Genomic DNA, 17,665 nt, shown 5'->3' on the forward strand with positions numbered 1-17,665 from the left:
ACAACTTCCGCCGCCTGCTCGCATGGCTGGCGCTTCTGTGGGCCTTGTTCCTGAGCGTCCTCGACGACGCCAACGCCTCAAATCGCCGACTAATCGCCGCTTAAATCGCGTTCTTCACGGGCGACGGGCTTGCTCTGGATTCCCGATCGCGCGCGCTGCGCGCGTCGGGAATGACAGCTGAACGGTTCAACCACATTTTAGAACAGAGACGCCACGCTCTGCGCGAAGAAGCCCGCGAACAGCACCAATCCGGCGTCGCGATTGGAACGGAAGAGGCGAAGCGCGGTCGCCGGCGCGGCATCTTCTCGGGTCTGCGCAGTCTGCCAGGCGAGATGCGCCGCATAGGCGGTGACGCCGAGATAGGACAGCCATCCGCCGCCCGCCAGTAATACCGCAATCGCGGCGCTTGCGACGGACAGGGCATAGAGCGCGCCGACCGCCAATTGCACGCGCGGCCCGAAGAGACGCGCCGTCGAGCGCACGCCGACGATCGCGTCGTCGGCGAGGTCCTGAAGCGCGTAAATCGTATCGAAGCCGATGGTCCATAAGATCGCGGCGGCGTAAAGGAAAAGCGCCGGCGCGCCGATCGCGCCCGTTTGCGCCGTCCAGCCGAGCAACGCGCCATAGGCGAAGGCCGATCCGAGAATCGCCTGCGGCCAGGAGGTGAACCGCTTGGCGAAAGGATAGATCAGCACGATCAGCAGCGAAATCAGTCCAAGCGCGATCGTCAGCCCGTTGAACGACAAGAGCACGGCGAGCCCGACAAGGCACTGCGCGACGATAAAGACGAGCGCGGCGCGCGGCGTCACCCGTCCGCTGGCGAGCGGTCGCAGTCGCGTGCGCTCGACCTTGGCGTCGATGTCGCGATCGACATAGTCGTTATAGGTCGAGCCCGCGCCGCGCATGACGACGGCCCCGATGAAAAACAGGGTCAGATGCCAGAAATTAGGGCCTTCGCGCAGCGCGCCTGACGCGACCGCGCTCGATTCCCAGCAAGGCAGCAGGAGCAACCACCAGCCGATAGGCCGGTCGAGGCGCGCGAGCTGGAGAAAAGGCAAAAGCGCCGGAGGTGCGCGACGCAGTAACGCATGGTCGGCGATCGCGTCGGGCAGCGCGGCCGCTCCAGGCGAATCGCCGCTTCGTCTTATGCTCACAGCGGTCCGGCAGGCAACTTCGGCGGCGCCATCATGCCGCCGCCGCCTCCAGCGGCCGCCTGATCGCGCATCTCTTTCACCTTCGCCGCCGCCGCGCAGGCCTGCGAGGCGAAGCTCTGGGTCTTGCCGCGCGCATCCTTGAAGCCGTCGACGACATTGTCCGGAATGTTGCACCATTCCTTGTTCTTGGTCAGGTAGTTCATCATCTCCGTCTCGACGGCGACGAGTCGGCGCGCGGCCGGGCAGGCGGCCTCAGGATCCATCTTGCCCTTGCCCGCTTTGCCGATGGCGTTGAGCGCCTCGATGCCGGCCATCCGCTTGACGGTGAGCTTCTGAAAGTCTTCCTGACAGCTCTCCGCATGCGCGCCGCCTGCGGCGAGTAACATCGCGAAGAGCGCAAGGATCGGATTTCGTGCGACAGCGCGAGGAAAAGCGACAGCGCCAATGATCATGTCTCTTGGTCCGCTCATCAGGTTTGCAGCAATACCAGCAGGCTTGCCGGCGACGCAAGTTTTAGCGAACCTGCGCGGCAACAAAGCGGCGGCTTCATGGCAAGCGCGCATCGCGCTCGCGTCGCCGCTCGGAAGCGATTGTGTCAGCTTATGATTTTACGGCTCAGCGCCTGTTCGTTCGCGACGAACTCGCGCCCAGCGCCGAATTCGCGCCTTCAGCTGAGGCGTTAAATTATCTGCTCAATGTCCTGCGCATGCGCGAGGGCGCCGCGATACATGTGTTCAACGGCCGGGACGGGGAATTTCGCGCGACGCTCTTCGACGTTTCGCGTCGCGCCGCGAGATTGCGCGTTGCGGAGCGCCTGCGCGTCCAGCCCCATCGCGCCGACCTCGATTATTGCTTTGCTCCCCTGAAGCAGGCGCGGCTCGATTATGTGGCGCAGAAGGCCACTGAAATGGGAGCCGGCCGGCTCGTGCCGGTGATCACGCATCGCACCCAGATTCGCCGAGTAAATTCGGGACGGCTTCAATCGAATGTCATCGAAGCCGCCGAGCAATGCGGCGTGCTGGCCGTGCCCGAAGTCGCTGCCGCAATCGAATTACCTGATTTTCTGGCGAATTTGCCGGCGGAGCGGCTACTCGCTTTTTGCGACGAACATGCCGATCTCGCCAATCCGGTCGATGCGCTCGCCGGCCGCACGGCCGGGCAGGGCGTAAGCGTGCTCATTGGACCGGAAGGCGGCTTCGACGATGCCGAACGGGCGGCGATTCGACGTTTGCCGAACGTCGTCTGTTTGTCGCTTGGACCCCGCGTGCTTCGCGCCGACACCGCCGCCGTCGCCGCTTTGGCGATCCTTCAGGCCGCGATTGGCGATTGGCGATCCCCGGCGTCGACCCGCGCCTAAACAGAAAATAAATAAATAAATAGAAAATAAAGCGTACGGCTCGTGTGGCGCCGGCAGGCTTCGCGCGCAGGCGTAAAAGACACGATCCTGCCACGATGTTTGGCTCTAGTTGGAAGAAGAGTGAACAGCGTCGGGCTGGCGCGAGCGCGTATCTTCGCCGACGGCCTGAATATGTCGCATCGAGAGACAGGTCGGGATTGCAAGGCTCCTGAAATCCGCGCGCAGGCGCGAATTTTCGGAGGTGAGGCTAAGAAATTATGACGACCCTAAACATCATCTGCCGCAGCGAACGTCATTTTCCGGGGCGCCTGCTTGGAGTCGTCGCGCTTGCCGCGCTTGCTGTGACGCCGGCTCGCGCCCAGAATGTGAGCCAATGCGCGCGCTACGGTGCCGATTATGTCCCGGTCGCGGGATCGAATGGCTGTGTTCGGCTGGGCGGTCACGTGCGCGTCGCCATGCCGAGAACGCCGGTCGCGCCGATGGGCTATGCGGAGATGCCGCGTGACGGCATGCGGCATGCCGCCGCGAGTTCCTCATGGTTCCCGATGGCGCCCTTCGGACTGCACGACCTCTTCCCGCGCTGAATCACGCCGCGTTTCCGCGCATTTCGAAGCCGCTACAGGGGAAGCACGCAATCGACGAAGGCGGCGTCGATCGATCGTCCCCAGCCGCCGTAATAGGCGTCCAGCCGCTGCTGCGCCAAACTTCGTCCATCTTCGAGAATCGCTTCCAGCGGCGCGAGATAAACGGTCTCGTCGTGTCCTTCGGCGTTAAGTCGCGCGCGGCGACGCAAGCCGTCCTTGGCGAGCGATAGGACGTCGCGCCCGATGTCGCGCAGGTTTCGGCCTCCGATCGTCGCGTCGAGCGCCAATGCGGGAACGTCGTTGCGCAGCGCCTGGCGGGCGTCGGCGCTCCAATCCTTCGTGAGTTCGCCCGCCTCGTCGAGCGCGCCCGGATCATAGAACAGGCCGGCGAAGAGCGCGGGAAGGGCGGTGAAATGCGCGCGAGGCCCCGCGTCGGCGCCGCGCATTTCGAGATAGGTCTTCAGTCTCACCTCGGGAAAAATCGTTGAGAGGTGATTGGCCCAGTCGGACATTGTGGCGTATTCGCCGGGCAATTGCTGAAGGCGCCCTTTCATCAGATCGCGAAAGCTCGCGCCCGCGACGTCGTAATAGACGTCCCCGCGCTTGACGAAATACATTGGCACGTCAAGCGCATAGTCGACGTATCGCTCGAAGCCGAAACCCTGTTCGAAAGCGAAAGGCAGCATGCCGGTGCGATTCGGGTCGGTATCGAGCCAAATGTAGGATCGCTGCGACAGCCGGCCGGTCGGCTTGCTGTCGAGAAAGGGCGAGTTGGCGAAAAGCGCCGTGACGAGCGGCTGCAGCGCGAGGCCGACCCGCATCTTTTGAACCATGTCGGCCTCATCGACGAAGTCGACGTTGACCTGCACGGTGGCGGTGCGAAACATCATGTCGAGTCCGCGCGCGCCGACTTTCGGCATAAAGGCCTGCATGATGGCGTAGCGCTGCTTCGGCATCGCCGGCGTTTCCGTGCGCGACCATTTGGGGCTGCAGCCGAGATCAAGGAAACGCACGCCGAGCCCGCGCGCCACCGGCGCAAGCGCGCCAAAATGCGCGTCGAGCTCGTCCCTTGTGGCGTGAACGTCGAGCAGCGGCGCGCCGGAGAGTTCGAATTGGCCGCCGGGCTCGAGAGAAATCGCGCCGCCGCCGTCCGGTTGATAGAGGCCGATCAGCGCGTCGCGGTCGAAAATGGGCGCCCAGCCGAGCGCATCGCCCAGGCCCTCGAGCAGCGCGCGCACGCCGCCGCGGCCGGCCGAACCCTCATAAGGGACGGGCGCGTTGTCGACGGCGTAAAACGGGATTTTCTCGTGTTCCGTGCCGATGCGCAGCGGCGCGCCGCCGGTCTTGCACCCGGCTTCCAGCCATTCGACCAACATGTTGCGCGACGTGATCGGCGTCGTGTCGGATACGTCGCGAGCCATCTATGGAAAATTGTCCGTGTTTGACGAGGGGCGCGATTGCGGCGCGAACGCGCCTCGCGCCGTCGAGGTATTGCGCCGATTGGATTGCAGGAAAGCCGGCGCTGCGCAAGCCTCCGTCGCGCCGGCGGGGAAGGGCGCCTCTTATAAAGATGGGCCGCCGTCCCCAGCGGCTTGGCCCGCCGCCGTCGACCGCGCCGACTCTCTCAGCGTTTGCCCAATATTTGACCGATGATGCTTTCGAAATCCGAGCGCGGACCAGCGGATTCGCCCCGAGTGGCGGATCCGATCTGCAGCGTTTTCTTGATTTCCTCGATCGCCTGCTGGATCGACGCCTGGTCCATGTCGTCCGGCATGCCCTGGGGGCGGCCTCGACCCGGGTCGAGATCAAGCGGGCCGCCGCCGGCCGAATCGTCGGCTGGTCCACGGTAGGGGCCCGGCGCTGGACGGCGACCGGCGCCGAGCAGCGATCCCAGGATCGATCCCAGGATCCCGCCCAGCGCGCCGCCGCCCAATCCCCCGCCGCGCGGCAAGGGCATGGGCGTGGGCATCGGCGCGGGTTCGGGCTGCGGCGCGCGGCCGCCGCCGAGCATTTGCTCCAGGATTGAGCCCAGCGCGCCGGAATTGACGAGTTGACCTAAAACGCCCCCGAGACCGCTCTTGCTCATATTCTTGAACAATCCGCCGATGAGCACCGAGGCGAGAACTGGCAGGAGCTGCGAAAGAATATCGGGACGCAGCCCCGTCTCGCGGGCGGCGACCTGTACGATCTGTCCGGCGGCCGCCGGAGAGCCGAAGAGATCGTCAAGTAGCTGTCGCGACTGGGCGACAGAGTCCACGTCGTGCGCCGCGCCGGGCTCGTCAAAGGCGGCCACGCGTCCGGGCGACGCGATGTCGCCCAGAAGCCTTTGAAACATCGCTGGCTCTTGGGCGGCGTTGCTCAAACCGATTTCGAGCGCGGGGGCGAGCGCTCCGATCGCGCCCTCCATCTGTTCGGTTGTAAGGCCAAAGCGTTGAGCCAGATTGGCGACCAGCTGGCCGCCTTGCGCCGACTGCAAAATCTCGTCGAGATACGACATGCGCGCAGCTCCGTTCATGCGGGTCCCGAATGCCGAGCCCGCCATCATGGTGTCACAGACCGGCGGCGCAGCCAATCGGCGGCGATTTCGGGAAACCGTTCGGGGCGCTCGATGTTTTGCAACGCTTTGGCCAGGCTTGCGGATGAGTCTTTCGCCGCCGACCCGCGCGTCGCCGGCGGCTTGACACCGTCGCGCATGCGCGACATTGCTTGCCGGCGTTCAGTCCGGGGGTCCGGATGGCCGCGTTTGGCGCTTGAGCGATTCGCCGCCTCGCGCCGCCTCTGCCAAAGGCGCGAAGATGAACGTTCACCCTCGGCCCGCGAAGCCGCCGCTCAAAATACTACTGTGTTCGCCGCGGGGTTTTTGCGCCGGCGTCGTGCGCGCGATCGACGCCGTCGAGCGGGCGCTCGCCAAATTCGGCCCGCCTGTCTATGTGCGGCACGAAATCGTCCACAATCGCTATGTCGTCGAATCGCTCAAAGCCAAGGGCGCGATTTTCGTCGAGGAGCTCGACGAGATTCCGAAGACTAAAGCGCCAGTGATCTTCTCGGCGCATGGCGTCGCCAAATCGGTCTCCGCCACGGCGGCCGAACGCGGGCTTCTCGCGATCGACGCGACCTGTCCGCTCGTCACCAAAGTGCATCGGGAAGCGGAAATTCATTGGCGGCGCGGCCGTCGGGTGCTGCTCGTCGGACATTCCGGCCATCCGGAAGTCGTTGGCACGATGGGGCAGCTTCCGGACGGCGCTGTGGTGCTGGTCGAATCCGTCGATGATATCCATCGACTTAAATTCGACGACGAATCCAATCTCGCTTATGTGACGCAAACGACGCTGTCGCTCGACGATTCTCAAGAGATCGTCAATGCGCTGATGCGGCGTTTCCCGAAGATCATCGGCCCGCATAAGGAAGACATCTGCTATGCGACGACGAACCGCCAAGCTGCGGTTAAGGAGGTCGCGCCTTACGTCGACGCGGTGATTGTCGTCGGTTCGCCGAATTCCTCCAACTCGCAGCGGCTCCGCGAAGTGGCGGAGCGCGCCGGCGCGCCGGCGCAGCTCGTACAGGGCCGGGGAGAGATCGACTGGGTGATTTTCGGCAGCATCTCAACGCTCGGCATTACCGCCGGCGCGTCGGCGCCCGAGGTTCTGGTCGAGGAGATCATGGACGCTTTCGCCGAGCGTTACGACATTGTCGTCGAAACCGTTTCCAGCGCTGACGAGAACGTATCCTTCCCCCTGCCAAAGGAGCTGCGGGCGATCGCCTGAGGGCGGCCCGCGGGAACGGTCGGCGCGCATGGCCGTCTATACGTTGGTCGACGATGAGGAGCTGATCGCTTTTCTCTCGGCCTATGACCTCGGCGACTTGCTGTCCTGCAAAGGAATCGCCGAGGGCGTCGAGAACTCCAACTACTATCTCCACACCGGCGCCGGCAGCTTTATCCTCACGCTTTACGAAAAGCGCGTCGCGGAAGCCGATCTGCCGTTCTTCCTGAACCTCATGGAGCATCTCGCGGCGCGGGGCGTCATCTGTCCGTTGCCGGTGCGAGACCGCGCCGGCGTCGCGCTCGGGCGACTCGCCGGCCGTCCGGCCGCGATCATCACCTTTCTTGACGGCTATTCCGTCCATCATCCCGAAGCGGCGCATTGCGCCGCGCTCGGCGCGACGCTCGCGCGACTGCACCTCGCCGGCGCCGATTTCACGCAGCGGCGCCGCAATGCGCTGTCAGTTGAGGGGTGGCGACCGCTTTTTTCGACCTGCGCGTCGCGCGCCGAAGAGGTTGCGACGGGCTTGCGCGCGCTCGTCGAAGCGGAGCTCGATCATCTCGAACGTGGCTGGCCGCGCGACCTGCCGAGCGGCGTCATCCACGCCGATCTTTTCCCTGACAATGTTTTCTTTCTCGGCGAGCGCATCTCGGGGCTGATCGACTTCTATTTCGCCTGCACTGACGCCTACGCCTATGATCTCGCGATTTGCCTCAATGCCTGGTGTTTCGACGCCGAGCATCGCTATCAGTTTGAGAAAGGCGCTGCGATGCTCGATGCCTATCGCCGGGTTCGGCCGCTCTCCTCAGCCGAGATCGCGGCGTTTCTGACGCTCGCGCGCGGCGCCGCGCTGCGCTTTCTGCTGACTCGATACGTCGACTGGCTCAACGTGCCGCCAGGCGCCTTGGTGCGTCCGAAGGACCCGCGCGAATATCTCGCCAAGCTTCGCTTTCATCAGTCCGCGGCCGACGCGCGCGTCTATGGCCTCGCTTCGTGACGCGCCGCGTCGCGATCTGGACCGACGGCGCCTGCTCGGGCAATCCGGGCCCCGGCGGATGGGGCGCGATTTTGCGATTCGGCGATCGCGAAAAAGAGATTAACGGCGGCGAGCCGCTCACCACCAATAACCGCATGGAGTTGATGGCGGCGATCAGGGCGCTCGAAACGCTGACGCGGCCTTGCGCTGTCGACCTTCATACTGATTCGCAATATTTGCGCGGCGGAGTCACGTCATGGATCGCGGGCTGGAAGGCGCGCGGCTGGCGAACCGCCGACCGAAAGCCTGTGAAAAACGTCGATCTGTGGCAAAGGCTGGAAGCGGCGGCGGAGCCGCATTACGTCGACTGGCATTGGGTCAAGGGCCACTCGGGTCACGACATGAACGAGCGCGCCGACGAATTGGCGCGCGCCGGCATGGCGCCCTTTCTTCCGGGAAGGCCTGCGGCAAGCGAGCGCGCTTCCTCGAAATAGTCTTGTCGGCGCGCTGACAAACTCTATCTCTTAGTCAACCAGGACTCTTCTTCGCCTTTGGGGAGCGCGGCGCGGCCGTGTTCCCCATTTTGCTTTGGATATCGCTGAGCGTTCGCCATCATATTGACATCACGCCGCGCAAAGGGAGCCATGTGCGGTTAAAGTATGCGCGTCTTCGCTGATTCTCTCTTCGATGGAGGGCAAGACGTCGATGCACCTTCCCAAGAAATGGTGGATTGGTTTGCCGGTCCTTATGGGACTCGGATATTTTGCGCAGCAGGCGCTGACGCCTCTGCTCGAGAATGATCTGCGCGATGCGGTTCTCTCGCGCCTCGCTAAATCGCCTGACGCGATCGACAGACCGAATGTCCGAGTCGCGGGCCGCGACGTGATTATCGCCGGCATTTCACTGTCGCCCGATGTGAAGGCGCGCCTTCTGACGGCGTTGGGAATCGAAACGCCCGCGCGGCGAATCGTCGACGCGACCGAGCCGCTTTCGCGCGCGACGCCCTTCGTGCTGAAACTCGAACGTCACGGCGGCAAGGCGACGATTTCGGGCAATATCCCGCCGACAGGCGCACGCGAAAGGCTGCGCGCCGAGATCGCCTCTTTGGGCCTCGAAGTGAGCGACGCCGCCGCCTATGCCGACGGCGCGCCGCAATCCTTCGCCGATCTTGCGTCCTTCGCGATTCGCCGTCTCGCCGAACTCGACCCTGCGACGACGACGATCACCGACGGCGCGCTCTCGGTCGCAGGCGAAGCCCGCAGCGCTTCCGATTACGACAAGGCGCTTGCGGCGCTCAAGTCGCCGCCATTCGACGCGGGCGCCGTAAAGGCCGCAGTGTCGCCGCCGCGCGTTTCGCCTTACGTGTTTTCCGCAGCCTTGCGCGACGGCGTCGTCAGCCTGTCGGGTCATCTTCCGAATGACGATCTGCGCAAACAGATCGTCGCCATGGCGGCAGCGGCCGGGGTCGGCGCTGCGGTCAGCGACGCCACGCGGCTTGGTGCCGGCGCACCGGAAGGCGACTTCGCCGGCGCGCTCGCATTCGCGGTCGGCGAACTCGGCAAGCTGTCGCAAGGCAAGGTCGTCGTGACCGACGGCAAGATTGTCATCGAAGGCCAAGGACGCGAAAACATAATGGGCGCGACGATTGAGGCCGACGCCAAAGCGCGCCTGCCCTCAAAATTCGAGATCGCACGGCTCGACGTCCTGGCCGGTCCGGTCGCGCCTTACGTGTTTGAGGCGCAGCGCGCCGGCGGAGAAGTGACGCTCACCGGCTATGCGCCGGATGAAACTGTCCGCAATCGTCTCGTCGAAACCGCGCGCAGGAGTTTCTTCGACGCGACGGTGGTTGACCAACTCGTGATCGCGAAGGGCGCGCCGCAGAATTTTTCCGAAGCGACGGATCGTTCCCTCGCCGCGCTCGCGCGCCTCGACGAAGGTAATCTTTCGATCAGCGACGCGACGGTCTCGCTCGTCGGCGTCGCGCGTCATCAGGGCGCGCGCGCCGATATCGCAGCGGCGTTTGACGAGGGGCTGCCGCAGAGCTTCCACGGCGACGCGCAGCTCTCGACGCGCATCGTGGGCGCGCCGCTCGACGCCGGCGAATGCGGCGCCACGCTGTCGCGGCTTATCGCGAAATCGCCGATAGGCTTCGCGTCGGATGATTCGACGATCGCGCCTGAATCCGCGCCTCTCGTCGATGCGATCGCGGCGACGGCGCTGCGCTGCCAGGGAGCGTCCATCGAAGTCGGCGCGCATACCGACAATGTCGGCATTGCGGAAGTGAACATGGGACGCAGTAAGCGTCGCGCGCAGGCGCTCGTCGATCGTCTTGTGAAGGCTGGGATCGACCCGTTCAAAATAAGGGCCGTCGGCTATGGCGGCGAGCGTCCGATTGTCGCCAATGACAGCGACGAAAATCGCGCGCGCAATCGTCGCGTCGAAATCATCGTCAAGTAGCGTCAGAAAAGGAGAAAGCAGATGGCTTATGTGCTGACGCTCGGCTGGCCCTGGTTCGCCGCAGCTTGCGCGCTTGGCGCGCTTATCGGCTATGTCACGACCTTGCCGGCGAAGGACGCGCCCGCGGCGCCCGGCTGGAACATTGTCGCGATCGCTGTGGCGCTAGCAGGCGGCGCGGCCGCGTCCTGGCTCGGGCTTCTTGAAGGGCGCGCCGCGCTGACGATGGACATATTCCTTGTTGCGGGCTTCGCCTATCTGATCGGCTTGCCGATCGGCGGCGCGCTCAAGCGGGTTCAGGCGTCGGCGCCAGCCCATGTGACGAAGCGGCCGACGCTCATGCTGCGCAGTGCGACGGCTGAAACTTCTGAACCTGTCGTCGCGCCATCGCCCGAGCCGCAAGCAGCGATCGCCGCGACGGAAGAACCCGTGCCCCTAACGCCGATGAGCGTCGAGCCGGCCCTGGAGGCGGCGGCTTCCGCCGCCAAGGCGTTGAACGAGAAAGCCGCGCAGATGCGCGCGCCAAGCGGCAGGATCGTTGGGATGCCTCCTGCAACGCTTTCTGCGCCGCGCGCCGGAGCGGCGGACGATCTCGCCAAGATCAAGGGGCTCGGACCTAAGAGCGTCGAGAAGCTGCACGCGCTGGGTGTTTTCCATTATGATCAAATCGCCGCCTGGAGCGAGGACAACGTCAAATGGATCGAATCATCGATCGGCGCGGCGGGCCGGGTGAGACGCAGCGGCTGGGTCGAGCAGGCGCAAGCGCTGGCGGGCGGCGCTGATCGGAGCGCCGACGCCGCGTAGCGCCGGAGAGGAACGAGTGGGTGTATATGCGTCATGTTCTGAGCTTCGTCCTCGCAATCGTCGCGTTCCTGTCGGCTCCAAACCTTCGCGCTCAGGATATGCTGCCAGGCGTAGACCTTGCTCAGCCGGCCTATTCCAAGGCTGAACTGACGCGCGCCGACGTTGAAGCGGCGCTGCAGCAGCGCAAGAACGGACGCACGGTCGATCTCTCGGAGAAAAGTCTCAACGGCCTCGATCTTTCCGGACTCGATCTGCACGGCGTCAATTTTCGCGCGGCCCGCATGAACAAGACGCGTCTCGCCGGCGCGCGGCTCGATGACGCGATCCTCGATCAGGCCTGGCTCATCGAAGCCGACCTCTCCGGCGCATCGCTCAAAGGCGCGCACGCCTTCGCCTCGCAAATGCAGCGGATGCGGGCCGACGGCGCCGATTTCGCCCATGCGCGACTCGCGGGTGATCTGACCGGCGCATCGGCGCGCGGCGCCAATTTCGCCGACGCGGATCTTTCCGCCGATATGAAGAACCAGTCGATGGGCTTGATGCGCGCGGTGCTGCGTTCGGCCGCGCTCGAAGGCGCGCGTTTTCACAACGCCAATCTCGCGAGCGCCGACCTCCGCTTTGCGAAAGCCGCGCGCGCGGATTTTTCCAAGGCCAATTTGAAGGGCGCCGACGCCGCCGGCGCGGATTTCACCGACGCCAACTGGAGCGGCGCGAAGACCGAAGGCCTTGACCTCGATTCGGCGCAGATCGACTCCGCCGCCCGGGCCACGCTCTCGGACGCGCAGAACATCGATCGCGCTCGCGTGAAATGATGCGTGACTTTGTTCGGATCGGCGTCGATCTCGGCGGCACGAAGATCGAGGCGGTTGCGCTCGACGCCGAGGGCGAAACGCTGGCGCGCCGCCGCATCGCGACGCCCGCGCATGATTATGAGGCGATCGTCAAGTCGATCGCGGCGCTCGTCGGCGACATGGAATCCGATATCGGACAGCGCGGCGCTGTCGGCGTCGGCACGCCCGGCGCGATCTCGACCCACACCGGGCTGGTGAAAAACTCCAACACCGCCGTCGTTAATGGCCAACCGCTCGACGTCGATCTTGCGCAGGCGCTCGGACGGCCTGTGCGAGTCGCCAATGACGCCAATTGTTTCGCGCTGTCCGAGGCGATCGACGGCGCCGGCCGTGGCGCCGGCGTCGTTTTCGGCGTTATCCTCGGCACGGGCGTGGGCGGCGGAATCGTCGTCAATGGCAAGATTGTCGAGGGACGCAATCGTGTGGCGGGGGAGTGGGGCCATACGCCGCTGCCTTGGATGACGCCGCAGGAATATCCGGGAGAGCTCTGCTTTTGCGGACATCGCGGCTGCGTCGAGACGTTTCTGAACGGCGCGGGGCTTTCGCGCGAATATGAGGGGCGTTCGCGCGTTTGGCGCCCCGCGACCGAAATCGCTGCGCTAGCGGACGCCGGAGAGCCCGCCGCATGCGAAAGCCTCCAGCGCTATCAAGACCGTCTGGCGCGCGCGTTGGCGATGGTCGTCAATCTCATCGATCCCGACGTGATCGTGCTCGGCGGCGGCGTTTCGAATATCTCGTTGATCTACGACGGGCTTGCGGCGCGGGCAGGGGAATACGCCTTCACAGACGCTTTCGACACGAAAATCCTGCGCAATGTACATGGCGATTCAAGCGGCGTGCGTGGCGCGGCGTGGCTTTGGAGCGCGGGGGAGTTTGATTGACGAGCGGGGGATGCGAAGTGCGGCTCGCGCAAAGGCCCCCGTTCCATCCGGCCGCGCGCCGGTGTATGCGGAAAGGGTCGCGGCGGCAAGAGCGCGCTGCGGAAAGGTGGGAACCGGTTTTTCGCGTAAAGCGCGCTCCAAATTATAAGAATCGATGACGTTATCCGCGTTCAGGCGAGTCGGCCTGAACGCAGCGTGATCTAGGGGCGAGCGCGAGGGGAGTTGCGATGGGCGCCGCCGGAGACCAGCCGAATAACGCGAAAAGGCCGTTCGCCAAACTCGCCTTTCTCGCCTCGGGCGCGCCGGACGCGGAAGAAGCGCGCCGGCGCCTCGTCGAAAAATACGGCGACTGCCCGCCCGAAGAGGCCGACTGCATCGTCGCGCTCGGCGGCGACGGCCTCATGTTGCGCACGCTGCATCGCTTCATGGACGCCGGCAAGCCGATCTATGGCATGAACCGCGGCTCGGTCGGCTTTCTGATGAATCAATATCGCGAGAGCGGGCTGCGCAAGCGGCTCGCCGACGCCAAATCCTCGATCGTCCATCCGCTGCTGATGCACGCCATCAATGTGCGCGGCGACGAATTCTCGGCGCACGCCATCAATGAAGTGTCGCTGCTGCGCCAGACCTCGCAGATCGCCAAGCTACGCATTCTGGTCAATGGCCAGGAACGCATGCCGGAACTCGTCACCGACGGCGTGCTCGTGTCGACGCCCGCCGGCTCCACCGCCTACAATCTTTCCGCCAATGGCCCGATCCTGCCGCTCGACGCGCCGCTGATGGCCTTGACGCCGATCTCGGCCTTCCGCCCGCGCCGCTGGCATGGGGCGCTGCTGCCGGACGCCGCCAAGGTGCGGATCGAAGTGCTGGAGGCGGCCAAGCGCCCGGTCTCGGTCGTCGCCGACCATGACGAATTCCGCGATCTTGCTTATGTGGATGTCGAGATGGACCAGGGAACGGAACTGGTCCTGCTGCACGACCCCGGCCATTCGCTGGAAGAGCGAATCCTGCGCGAACAATTCGGATATTGAATGCCTGAAACAGCGATCAAACCTTTCCGCAGCCATATCTTCGTCTGCGTCAACCAGCGCGACGGCAAGCCGGCCTGCGAGGACCACGGCGCCAAGGCGGCGCTCGCCAGGGCGAAAGAGGCGATGAAGGCGCTGCCCTTCGCCAAGCGCGACGGCGTGCGCCTGTCGCAGTCGGGCTGCCTCGGCCAATGCGAACACGGCCCGGTGGCGGTCGTCTATCCGTCCGGCAAATGGATCAGCTACGCTTCGGCCGACGAGCTGACCCGCTTCGTGCTGGAGGCGTGCGAGGCGGAGGAGTGATCAGCGGCTGCCGCCGGAGCGTGCTAGAAGTCGGGCGGAACTTCCCTGACCTGACGCCACGCCTGATTATATGCGCGCCTGTTTGATCCTTGATCCAGGTCTCCGCGACGAAGAGATCGCCGCCGCGCTCGATTGCGGCGCCGATGCGCTGCTGTTGCGGCTTGGCGACTGCGTCGAGAATGACGCGCGGCGCGACGCGCGCGCGTGGGCTTGCGAGTTTATCGGCTCGGCGCGGCGGAAGAGCAGGGCGCCGAAGCTCTTCATCGAACTCGCCCCTCTCGACAGCGACCTCGTCGAGGCCGATCTCGACGCATTGTTCGGTCCGGGACCTGACGGCGTCTTTCTGCCCGCCTGCGCCAGCGCCGCCGGCCTGCAGCGCTTGGCGGTCAAGCTCGCCGTGCGCGAGGCGCTGGCCGGCGTCGCCGACGGCGCGACCAGGATCGGCGCCTTTGTCGGCGGCGATCCGGCTGGCGTTCTGGCGCTGCCGAGCTTTGCTGGCGCGTCGCCGCGTCTTGCGGCGCTGGTCTTCGACGACGCCGGGCTTTGCGCCGCGCTTGGCCTCGCCGGCGGCGGCGGGGCCGCTATCGAAACGGCGCGCGCGACGGTCGTTCTTGCCGCAGCCTCGGCGCGCGTTCCGGCCCTCGCGCCGCCTGTCCGGGCCGGGGAAGAGGCCGACTATGTGGCCCGGCGCCGCGACGGCTTTGCCGGCGCGATGGCGTTTTCCCCAGGACAGATCGCGGCCATCCTCGCTGTCTTTGCGGCGGGCGAGAATCGACAAAACTCGAAATCGCCGGCATAGACGGTGGAATGAGCAAGGTCCGATCGGGCGCGCTATGCGGAGTCGCCGTAGCGGCGCTCTTGAGCGCGGCGGTTCTTTCCCAGCCGGCGCAGGCGCAGCAGCAGGCGCCCCATCATCCCCGCCCGCCGCATGGCGCCTCAGAATCGGCCGAGACGCCGGCGCCGCCGGCCCAGAGGCTGTCGACGCTGCGGCTGAGCGCGACGCTTGCCGCCAATGATTCGCAGCCAGTCCGGTCCGGCCTCGTCTGGCGGGTCTTCGAGGAAAGCGCCCAGCCGGACGGCTCGCATAAGCTCGTGGCCCAATCCGAGGAAGCGTCGCCGACTCTGGCCCTGCCGGATGGCTCCTACATCGTTCACGCCGCCTATGGCCTTGCCGGGGTCACGCGCCGCGTCGCCATGGAAGGCGGCAATGTTTCCGAGCGGATCGCGCTGAACGCGGGCGCGCTCAGGCTCATTGACAAGCTGGGCGACGCGCAAGTGCCGGCGCAGCGGCTGTCGATTTCGATCTATGTTCCCGAACGCGGCAATTCCGAAGCAAAGCTCATTCTTTCCAACGCCAAGTCCGATGAGATGATCGGCCTCCCCGAAGGCGCCTATCACGTCGTGTCGACATTGCTCGATACGGGTCAGGGAGCGCAGGGCGGCGCCAATGAAACCAATTCCGTCGTCACGGCGGATTTGAAAATCCCCGCAGGCAAGCTCATCGAAGCGACTCTGCGGCATCGTGCGGCGACAATAACCTTGAAGCTCGTCAAGCAGCCGGGCGGCGAAGCGCTCGCCAATACGAGCTTCTCCGTGCTGACCCCAGGCGGCGACGTCATCCGCGAATTGATCGGCGCCTTCCCATCGCTGGTGCTGGCGGAAGGCGAATATGTCGCCATCGCGCGCCACGAGGGCAAAACCTATCAGGGAACCTTCCGCGTCCAGTCGACGAAGGACGCCGACGTCGAAATTTTGATACGCGATCAGCCGCGCGCTCACGCCGACGAGGAACAACCGCAATAAAAAGCCGCCCGGCGAACCGGACGGCTTTTCGACGCGCTTGGGAAGTTGGTCTTATAGGAGCGTGAAAGGAACGACCACGTCCATATTGAACATGCCCTGCGAGGAACTGTACCCGCTGCGGTTAAAGAAGGGCGTCGTGCCGTTGACCGACGTATCCCAACGCAGTTCCGGACGCAAGATCAAGCCAGTAATCAAGGGCAGCTTGGGCAGCTCGGGGGTGATCGTCATGCCCATCGTGAGCCCGAGATAGCTCGTGCCGACATTTGAAGGTCCGGCAATGCAGGATGGGCACGGGAAACCGTGAAAAACGTTGACTGAGTCGAAATACCCAGGCAAGGCGGCGACGAAGAAGTTCTTGTTGTCGCGGTAAAACTCGGCGCGGCCGTTGATCGTGAAGATGTCGTTGATTTTGTACGAGACATATTGCGCGATCGCATAGGAGTCTGCGCCTTGCGAATGCTGTGGCAGGGCCGCAAGGCCTGGCCAATTGGGGAGGACCGCGCCGAAGGCCTGGTCGACCCCGTCATACCAGTTGGCCGGGAAACCAGTGAAGGAGATCGGGTTCCAACCACTTTCTCTATTGTAGGCTATATCGGTGATGAACGTCAGATTCTCTGTCGCCTTCCAAGTCGTTGTCAAATTCGTGAAAGTGCGGTTGGCGGAGTTGGGGTTACACACGCAGGCCCCTGCTATGCCTTGGAGGGTATTGTTCGGCCAGTATAGGCCGGCGGCCGCGAAGGGAGGCGGCGTGTATTGGTAGTTGAATCGACCCTGACTCGAGTTTTGAGGCCCATGGTGGACAATACCCAAGATCGTCAGATTGCCGTCAAGCAGATTAAGCCCAAAGCCGCCGTGGAAAGAGGGAGATGCGTTGGGTTGGCCGGGATAGCCGATGAAGTTGTTCACGCCGGTCGTCACGCCCGTATAGACGTCTAACCACTCTCTCACGTGGGTCGTCACCATGACGCCGGTGTGAAGGAAGGGGCCGAAATTGAAGATATAGGAATGCGAGTAAAAGAGGTTATCCTTCGCGTACATGAGCTCTGCGCCATTGTACGTCGGGAATATTCCCGCCTTCACGTCGATCCCGCCCTCCGAAACAATGCTCTTCCATGGCAGATGCGCCAGGACGTTCGCCTCGAGGAAGCCAAACTGGGTGCGACTAGGTATCGCGTAATCGAGAAGGCCGGTGACATGGTTGTAGCGCATGTCCTCGCCGATCTGCGGCTGGAACTTGAAGCCGAAGTCATACCCTTCGGCCTTTGGGTCAAGCGGACGCTGGATCGTCATCGTTACGCTATTGAACGTTGGCCAATTGGCGCGGTCCGTATAGAGATGGCCCCAGTTGATCTTGTTGAACGGCTGATTGAAATTGAAGGCGACGCCGCCTTCGGCATAGCCGTCGATCGTCACCGTGTCGATCCAGGCGGGTGGGGGCGGAGCCTCGGCCGGGCCCTTGACGATCTTACCCTTCTTGGCGGGCTTGACCGCTGGAGGGGGCGCCGGTTGATTTTCCTCAATCAGAGTGGGATCGACCTCCAGCAGCTTCGACTGAGCGTGAGCGGCGCTCGTGATGCTGGTTGCCATTGCTAGTGCGGCGACGCTCGAAAGATAGTACCACTTCATTGCAGAGAACTCCGGCTGGAGGCGAAATCTGCTTGATATCACTCGCGACCCTGGTTCCATTCAAGTCTAAGGTCCGCGCATCT

Annotated in this window: 18 protein-coding genes; 13 read left to right on the top strand and 5 right to left on the bottom strand. The window is 64.3% G+C overall.

Going from position 1 to position 17,665, the window contains the following annotated elements:
* Positions 1-197: 197 nt before the first annotated feature.
* Together ubiA and AB7I51_RS04685 are read right to left on the bottom strand one after the other, a co-directional pair.
* A complete protein-coding gene (gene ubiA, locus AB7I51_RS04680) occupies positions 198-1,154 on the bottom strand; it encodes a 4-hydroxybenzoate octaprenyltransferase (protein WP_428403231.1) in 957 nt (318 codons plus the stop codon).
* Entirely contained in the window at positions 1,151-1,606 is a 456-nt protein-coding gene (locus tag AB7I51_RS04685) for a hypothetical protein (RefSeq protein ID WP_428403230.1), read from the bottom strand. Before AB7I51_RS04685 ends, ubiA begins: the two co-directional genes overlap by 4 nt.
* Positions 1,607-1,746: 140 nt before the next feature.
* On the opposite strand from AB7I51_RS04685, the gene AB7I51_RS04690 reads away from it, so the two are divergent.
* Together AB7I51_RS04690 and AB7I51_RS04695 are read left to right on the top strand one after the other, a co-directional pair.
* Positions 1,747-2,511 carry a 16S rRNA (uracil(1498)-N(3))-methyltransferase gene (locus AB7I51_RS04690; protein ID WP_428403229.1) on the top strand — a complete coding sequence of 255 codons (765 nt, stop codon included), beginning with the start codon at positions 1,747-1,749 and terminating at the stop codon, positions 2,509-2,511.
* Positions 2,512-2,768: 257 nt separating this feature from the next.
* Positions 2,769-3,095: a hypothetical protein gene (locus tag AB7I51_RS04695; RefSeq protein ID WP_428403228.1), complete on the top strand. Its 327-nt coding sequence runs from the start codon at positions 2,769-2,771 to the stop codon at positions 3,093-3,095.
* Positions 3,096-3,127: 32 nt separating this feature from the next.
* On the opposite strand, the gene AB7I51_RS04700 is transcribed toward AB7I51_RS04695, so the two are convergent.
* Positions 3,128-4,516, bottom strand: coding sequence for a glutamate--cysteine ligase (locus AB7I51_RS04700; protein WP_428403227.1), 1,389 nt, complete (start codon positions 4,514-4,516; stop codon positions 3,128-3,130).
* A 203-nt stretch (positions 4,517-4,719) separates the two neighbouring features.
* A complete protein-coding gene (locus tag AB7I51_RS04705; protein ID WP_428403226.1) occupies positions 4,720-5,592 on the bottom strand; it encodes a DUF937 domain-containing protein in 873 nt (290 codons plus the stop codon).
* A gap of 298 nt (positions 5,593-5,890) precedes the next feature.
* On the opposite strand from AB7I51_RS04705, the gene ispH reads away from it, so the two are divergent.
* The 11 genes from ispH (at position 5,891) to AB7I51_RS04760 (ending at position 15,956) form a co-directional block, all read left to right on the top strand.
* Positions 5,891-6,859: a 4-hydroxy-3-methylbut-2-enyl diphosphate reductase gene (gene ispH / locus AB7I51_RS04710; RefSeq protein WP_428403225.1), complete on the top strand. Its 969-nt coding sequence runs from the start codon at positions 5,891-5,893 to the stop codon at positions 6,857-6,859.
* A gap of 28 nt (positions 6,860-6,887) precedes the next feature.
* The gene (gene thrB / locus AB7I51_RS04715; RefSeq protein WP_428403224.1) at positions 6,888-7,853 is read left to right on the top strand and encodes a homoserine kinase; all 966 of its coding nucleotides are present in this window, start codon (positions 6,888-6,890) and stop codon (positions 7,851-7,853) included.
* Positions 7,850-8,326 carry a ribonuclease HI gene (rnhA, locus tag AB7I51_RS04720; protein WP_428403223.1) on the top strand — a complete coding sequence of 159 codons (477 nt, stop codon included), beginning with the start codon at positions 7,850-7,852 and terminating at the stop codon, positions 8,324-8,326. Before thrB ends, rnhA begins: the two co-directional genes overlap by 4 nt.
* A gap of 211 nt (positions 8,327-8,537) precedes the next feature.
* Positions 8,538-10,289 carry an OmpA family protein gene (locus AB7I51_RS04725; RefSeq protein WP_428403222.1) on the top strand — a complete coding sequence of 584 codons (1,752 nt, stop codon included), beginning with the start codon at positions 8,538-8,540 and terminating at the stop codon, positions 10,287-10,289.
* 21 nt (positions 10,290-10,310) lie between these two features.
* Positions 10,311-11,090 (top strand): hypothetical protein, encoded by a 780-nt coding sequence (locus AB7I51_RS04730; protein WP_428403221.1) that lies wholly within the window; start codon positions 10,311-10,313, stop codon positions 11,088-11,090.
* A 26-nt stretch (positions 11,091-11,116) separates the two neighbouring features.
* Positions 11,117-11,902: a pentapeptide repeat-containing protein gene (locus tag AB7I51_RS04735; RefSeq protein WP_428403220.1), complete on the top strand. Its 786-nt coding sequence runs from the start codon at positions 11,117-11,119 to the stop codon at positions 11,900-11,902.
* On the top strand, positions 11,899-12,822 hold the full coding sequence (locus AB7I51_RS04740; RefSeq protein ID WP_428403219.1) for an ROK family protein: 924 nt from the start codon (positions 11,899-11,901) through the stop codon (positions 12,820-12,822). Before AB7I51_RS04735 ends, AB7I51_RS04740 begins: the two co-directional genes overlap by 4 nt.
* A gap of 227 nt (positions 12,823-13,049) precedes the next feature.
* Positions 13,050-13,853: an NAD kinase gene (locus AB7I51_RS04745; protein WP_428403218.1), complete on the top strand. Its 804-nt coding sequence runs from the start codon at positions 13,050-13,052 to the stop codon at positions 13,851-13,853.
* Positions 13,854-14,153 (top strand): (2Fe-2S) ferredoxin domain-containing protein, encoded by a 300-nt coding sequence (locus tag AB7I51_RS04750; RefSeq protein WP_428403217.1) that lies wholly within the window; start codon positions 13,854-13,856, stop codon positions 14,151-14,153. It abuts the gene before it with no gap.
* Positions 14,154-14,235: 82 nt separating this feature from the next.
* Positions 14,236-14,952, top strand: a complete 717-nt coding sequence (locus AB7I51_RS04755) for an aldolase/citrate lyase family protein (protein WP_428403216.1) — start codon at positions 14,236-14,238, stop codon at positions 14,950-14,952.
* 8 nt (positions 14,953-14,960) lie between these two features.
* A complete protein-coding gene (locus AB7I51_RS04760) occupies positions 14,961-15,956 on the top strand; it encodes a hypothetical protein (RefSeq protein ID WP_428403215.1) in 996 nt (331 codons plus the stop codon).
* A gap of 51 nt (positions 15,957-16,007) precedes the next feature.
* Here AB7I51_RS04760 and AB7I51_RS04765 read toward each other — a convergent pair whose 3' ends face one another.
* Entirely contained in the window at positions 16,008-17,582 is a 1,575-nt protein-coding gene (locus tag AB7I51_RS04765; RefSeq protein ID WP_428403214.1) for an outer membrane beta-barrel protein, read from the bottom strand.
* Positions 17,583-17,665: the final 83 nt, after the last annotated feature.

The organism is Methylocystis sp. (genome assembly GCF_050246715.1).
Classification (GTDB): Bacteria; Pseudomonadota; Alphaproteobacteria; order Rhizobiales; family Beijerinckiaceae; genus Methylocystis.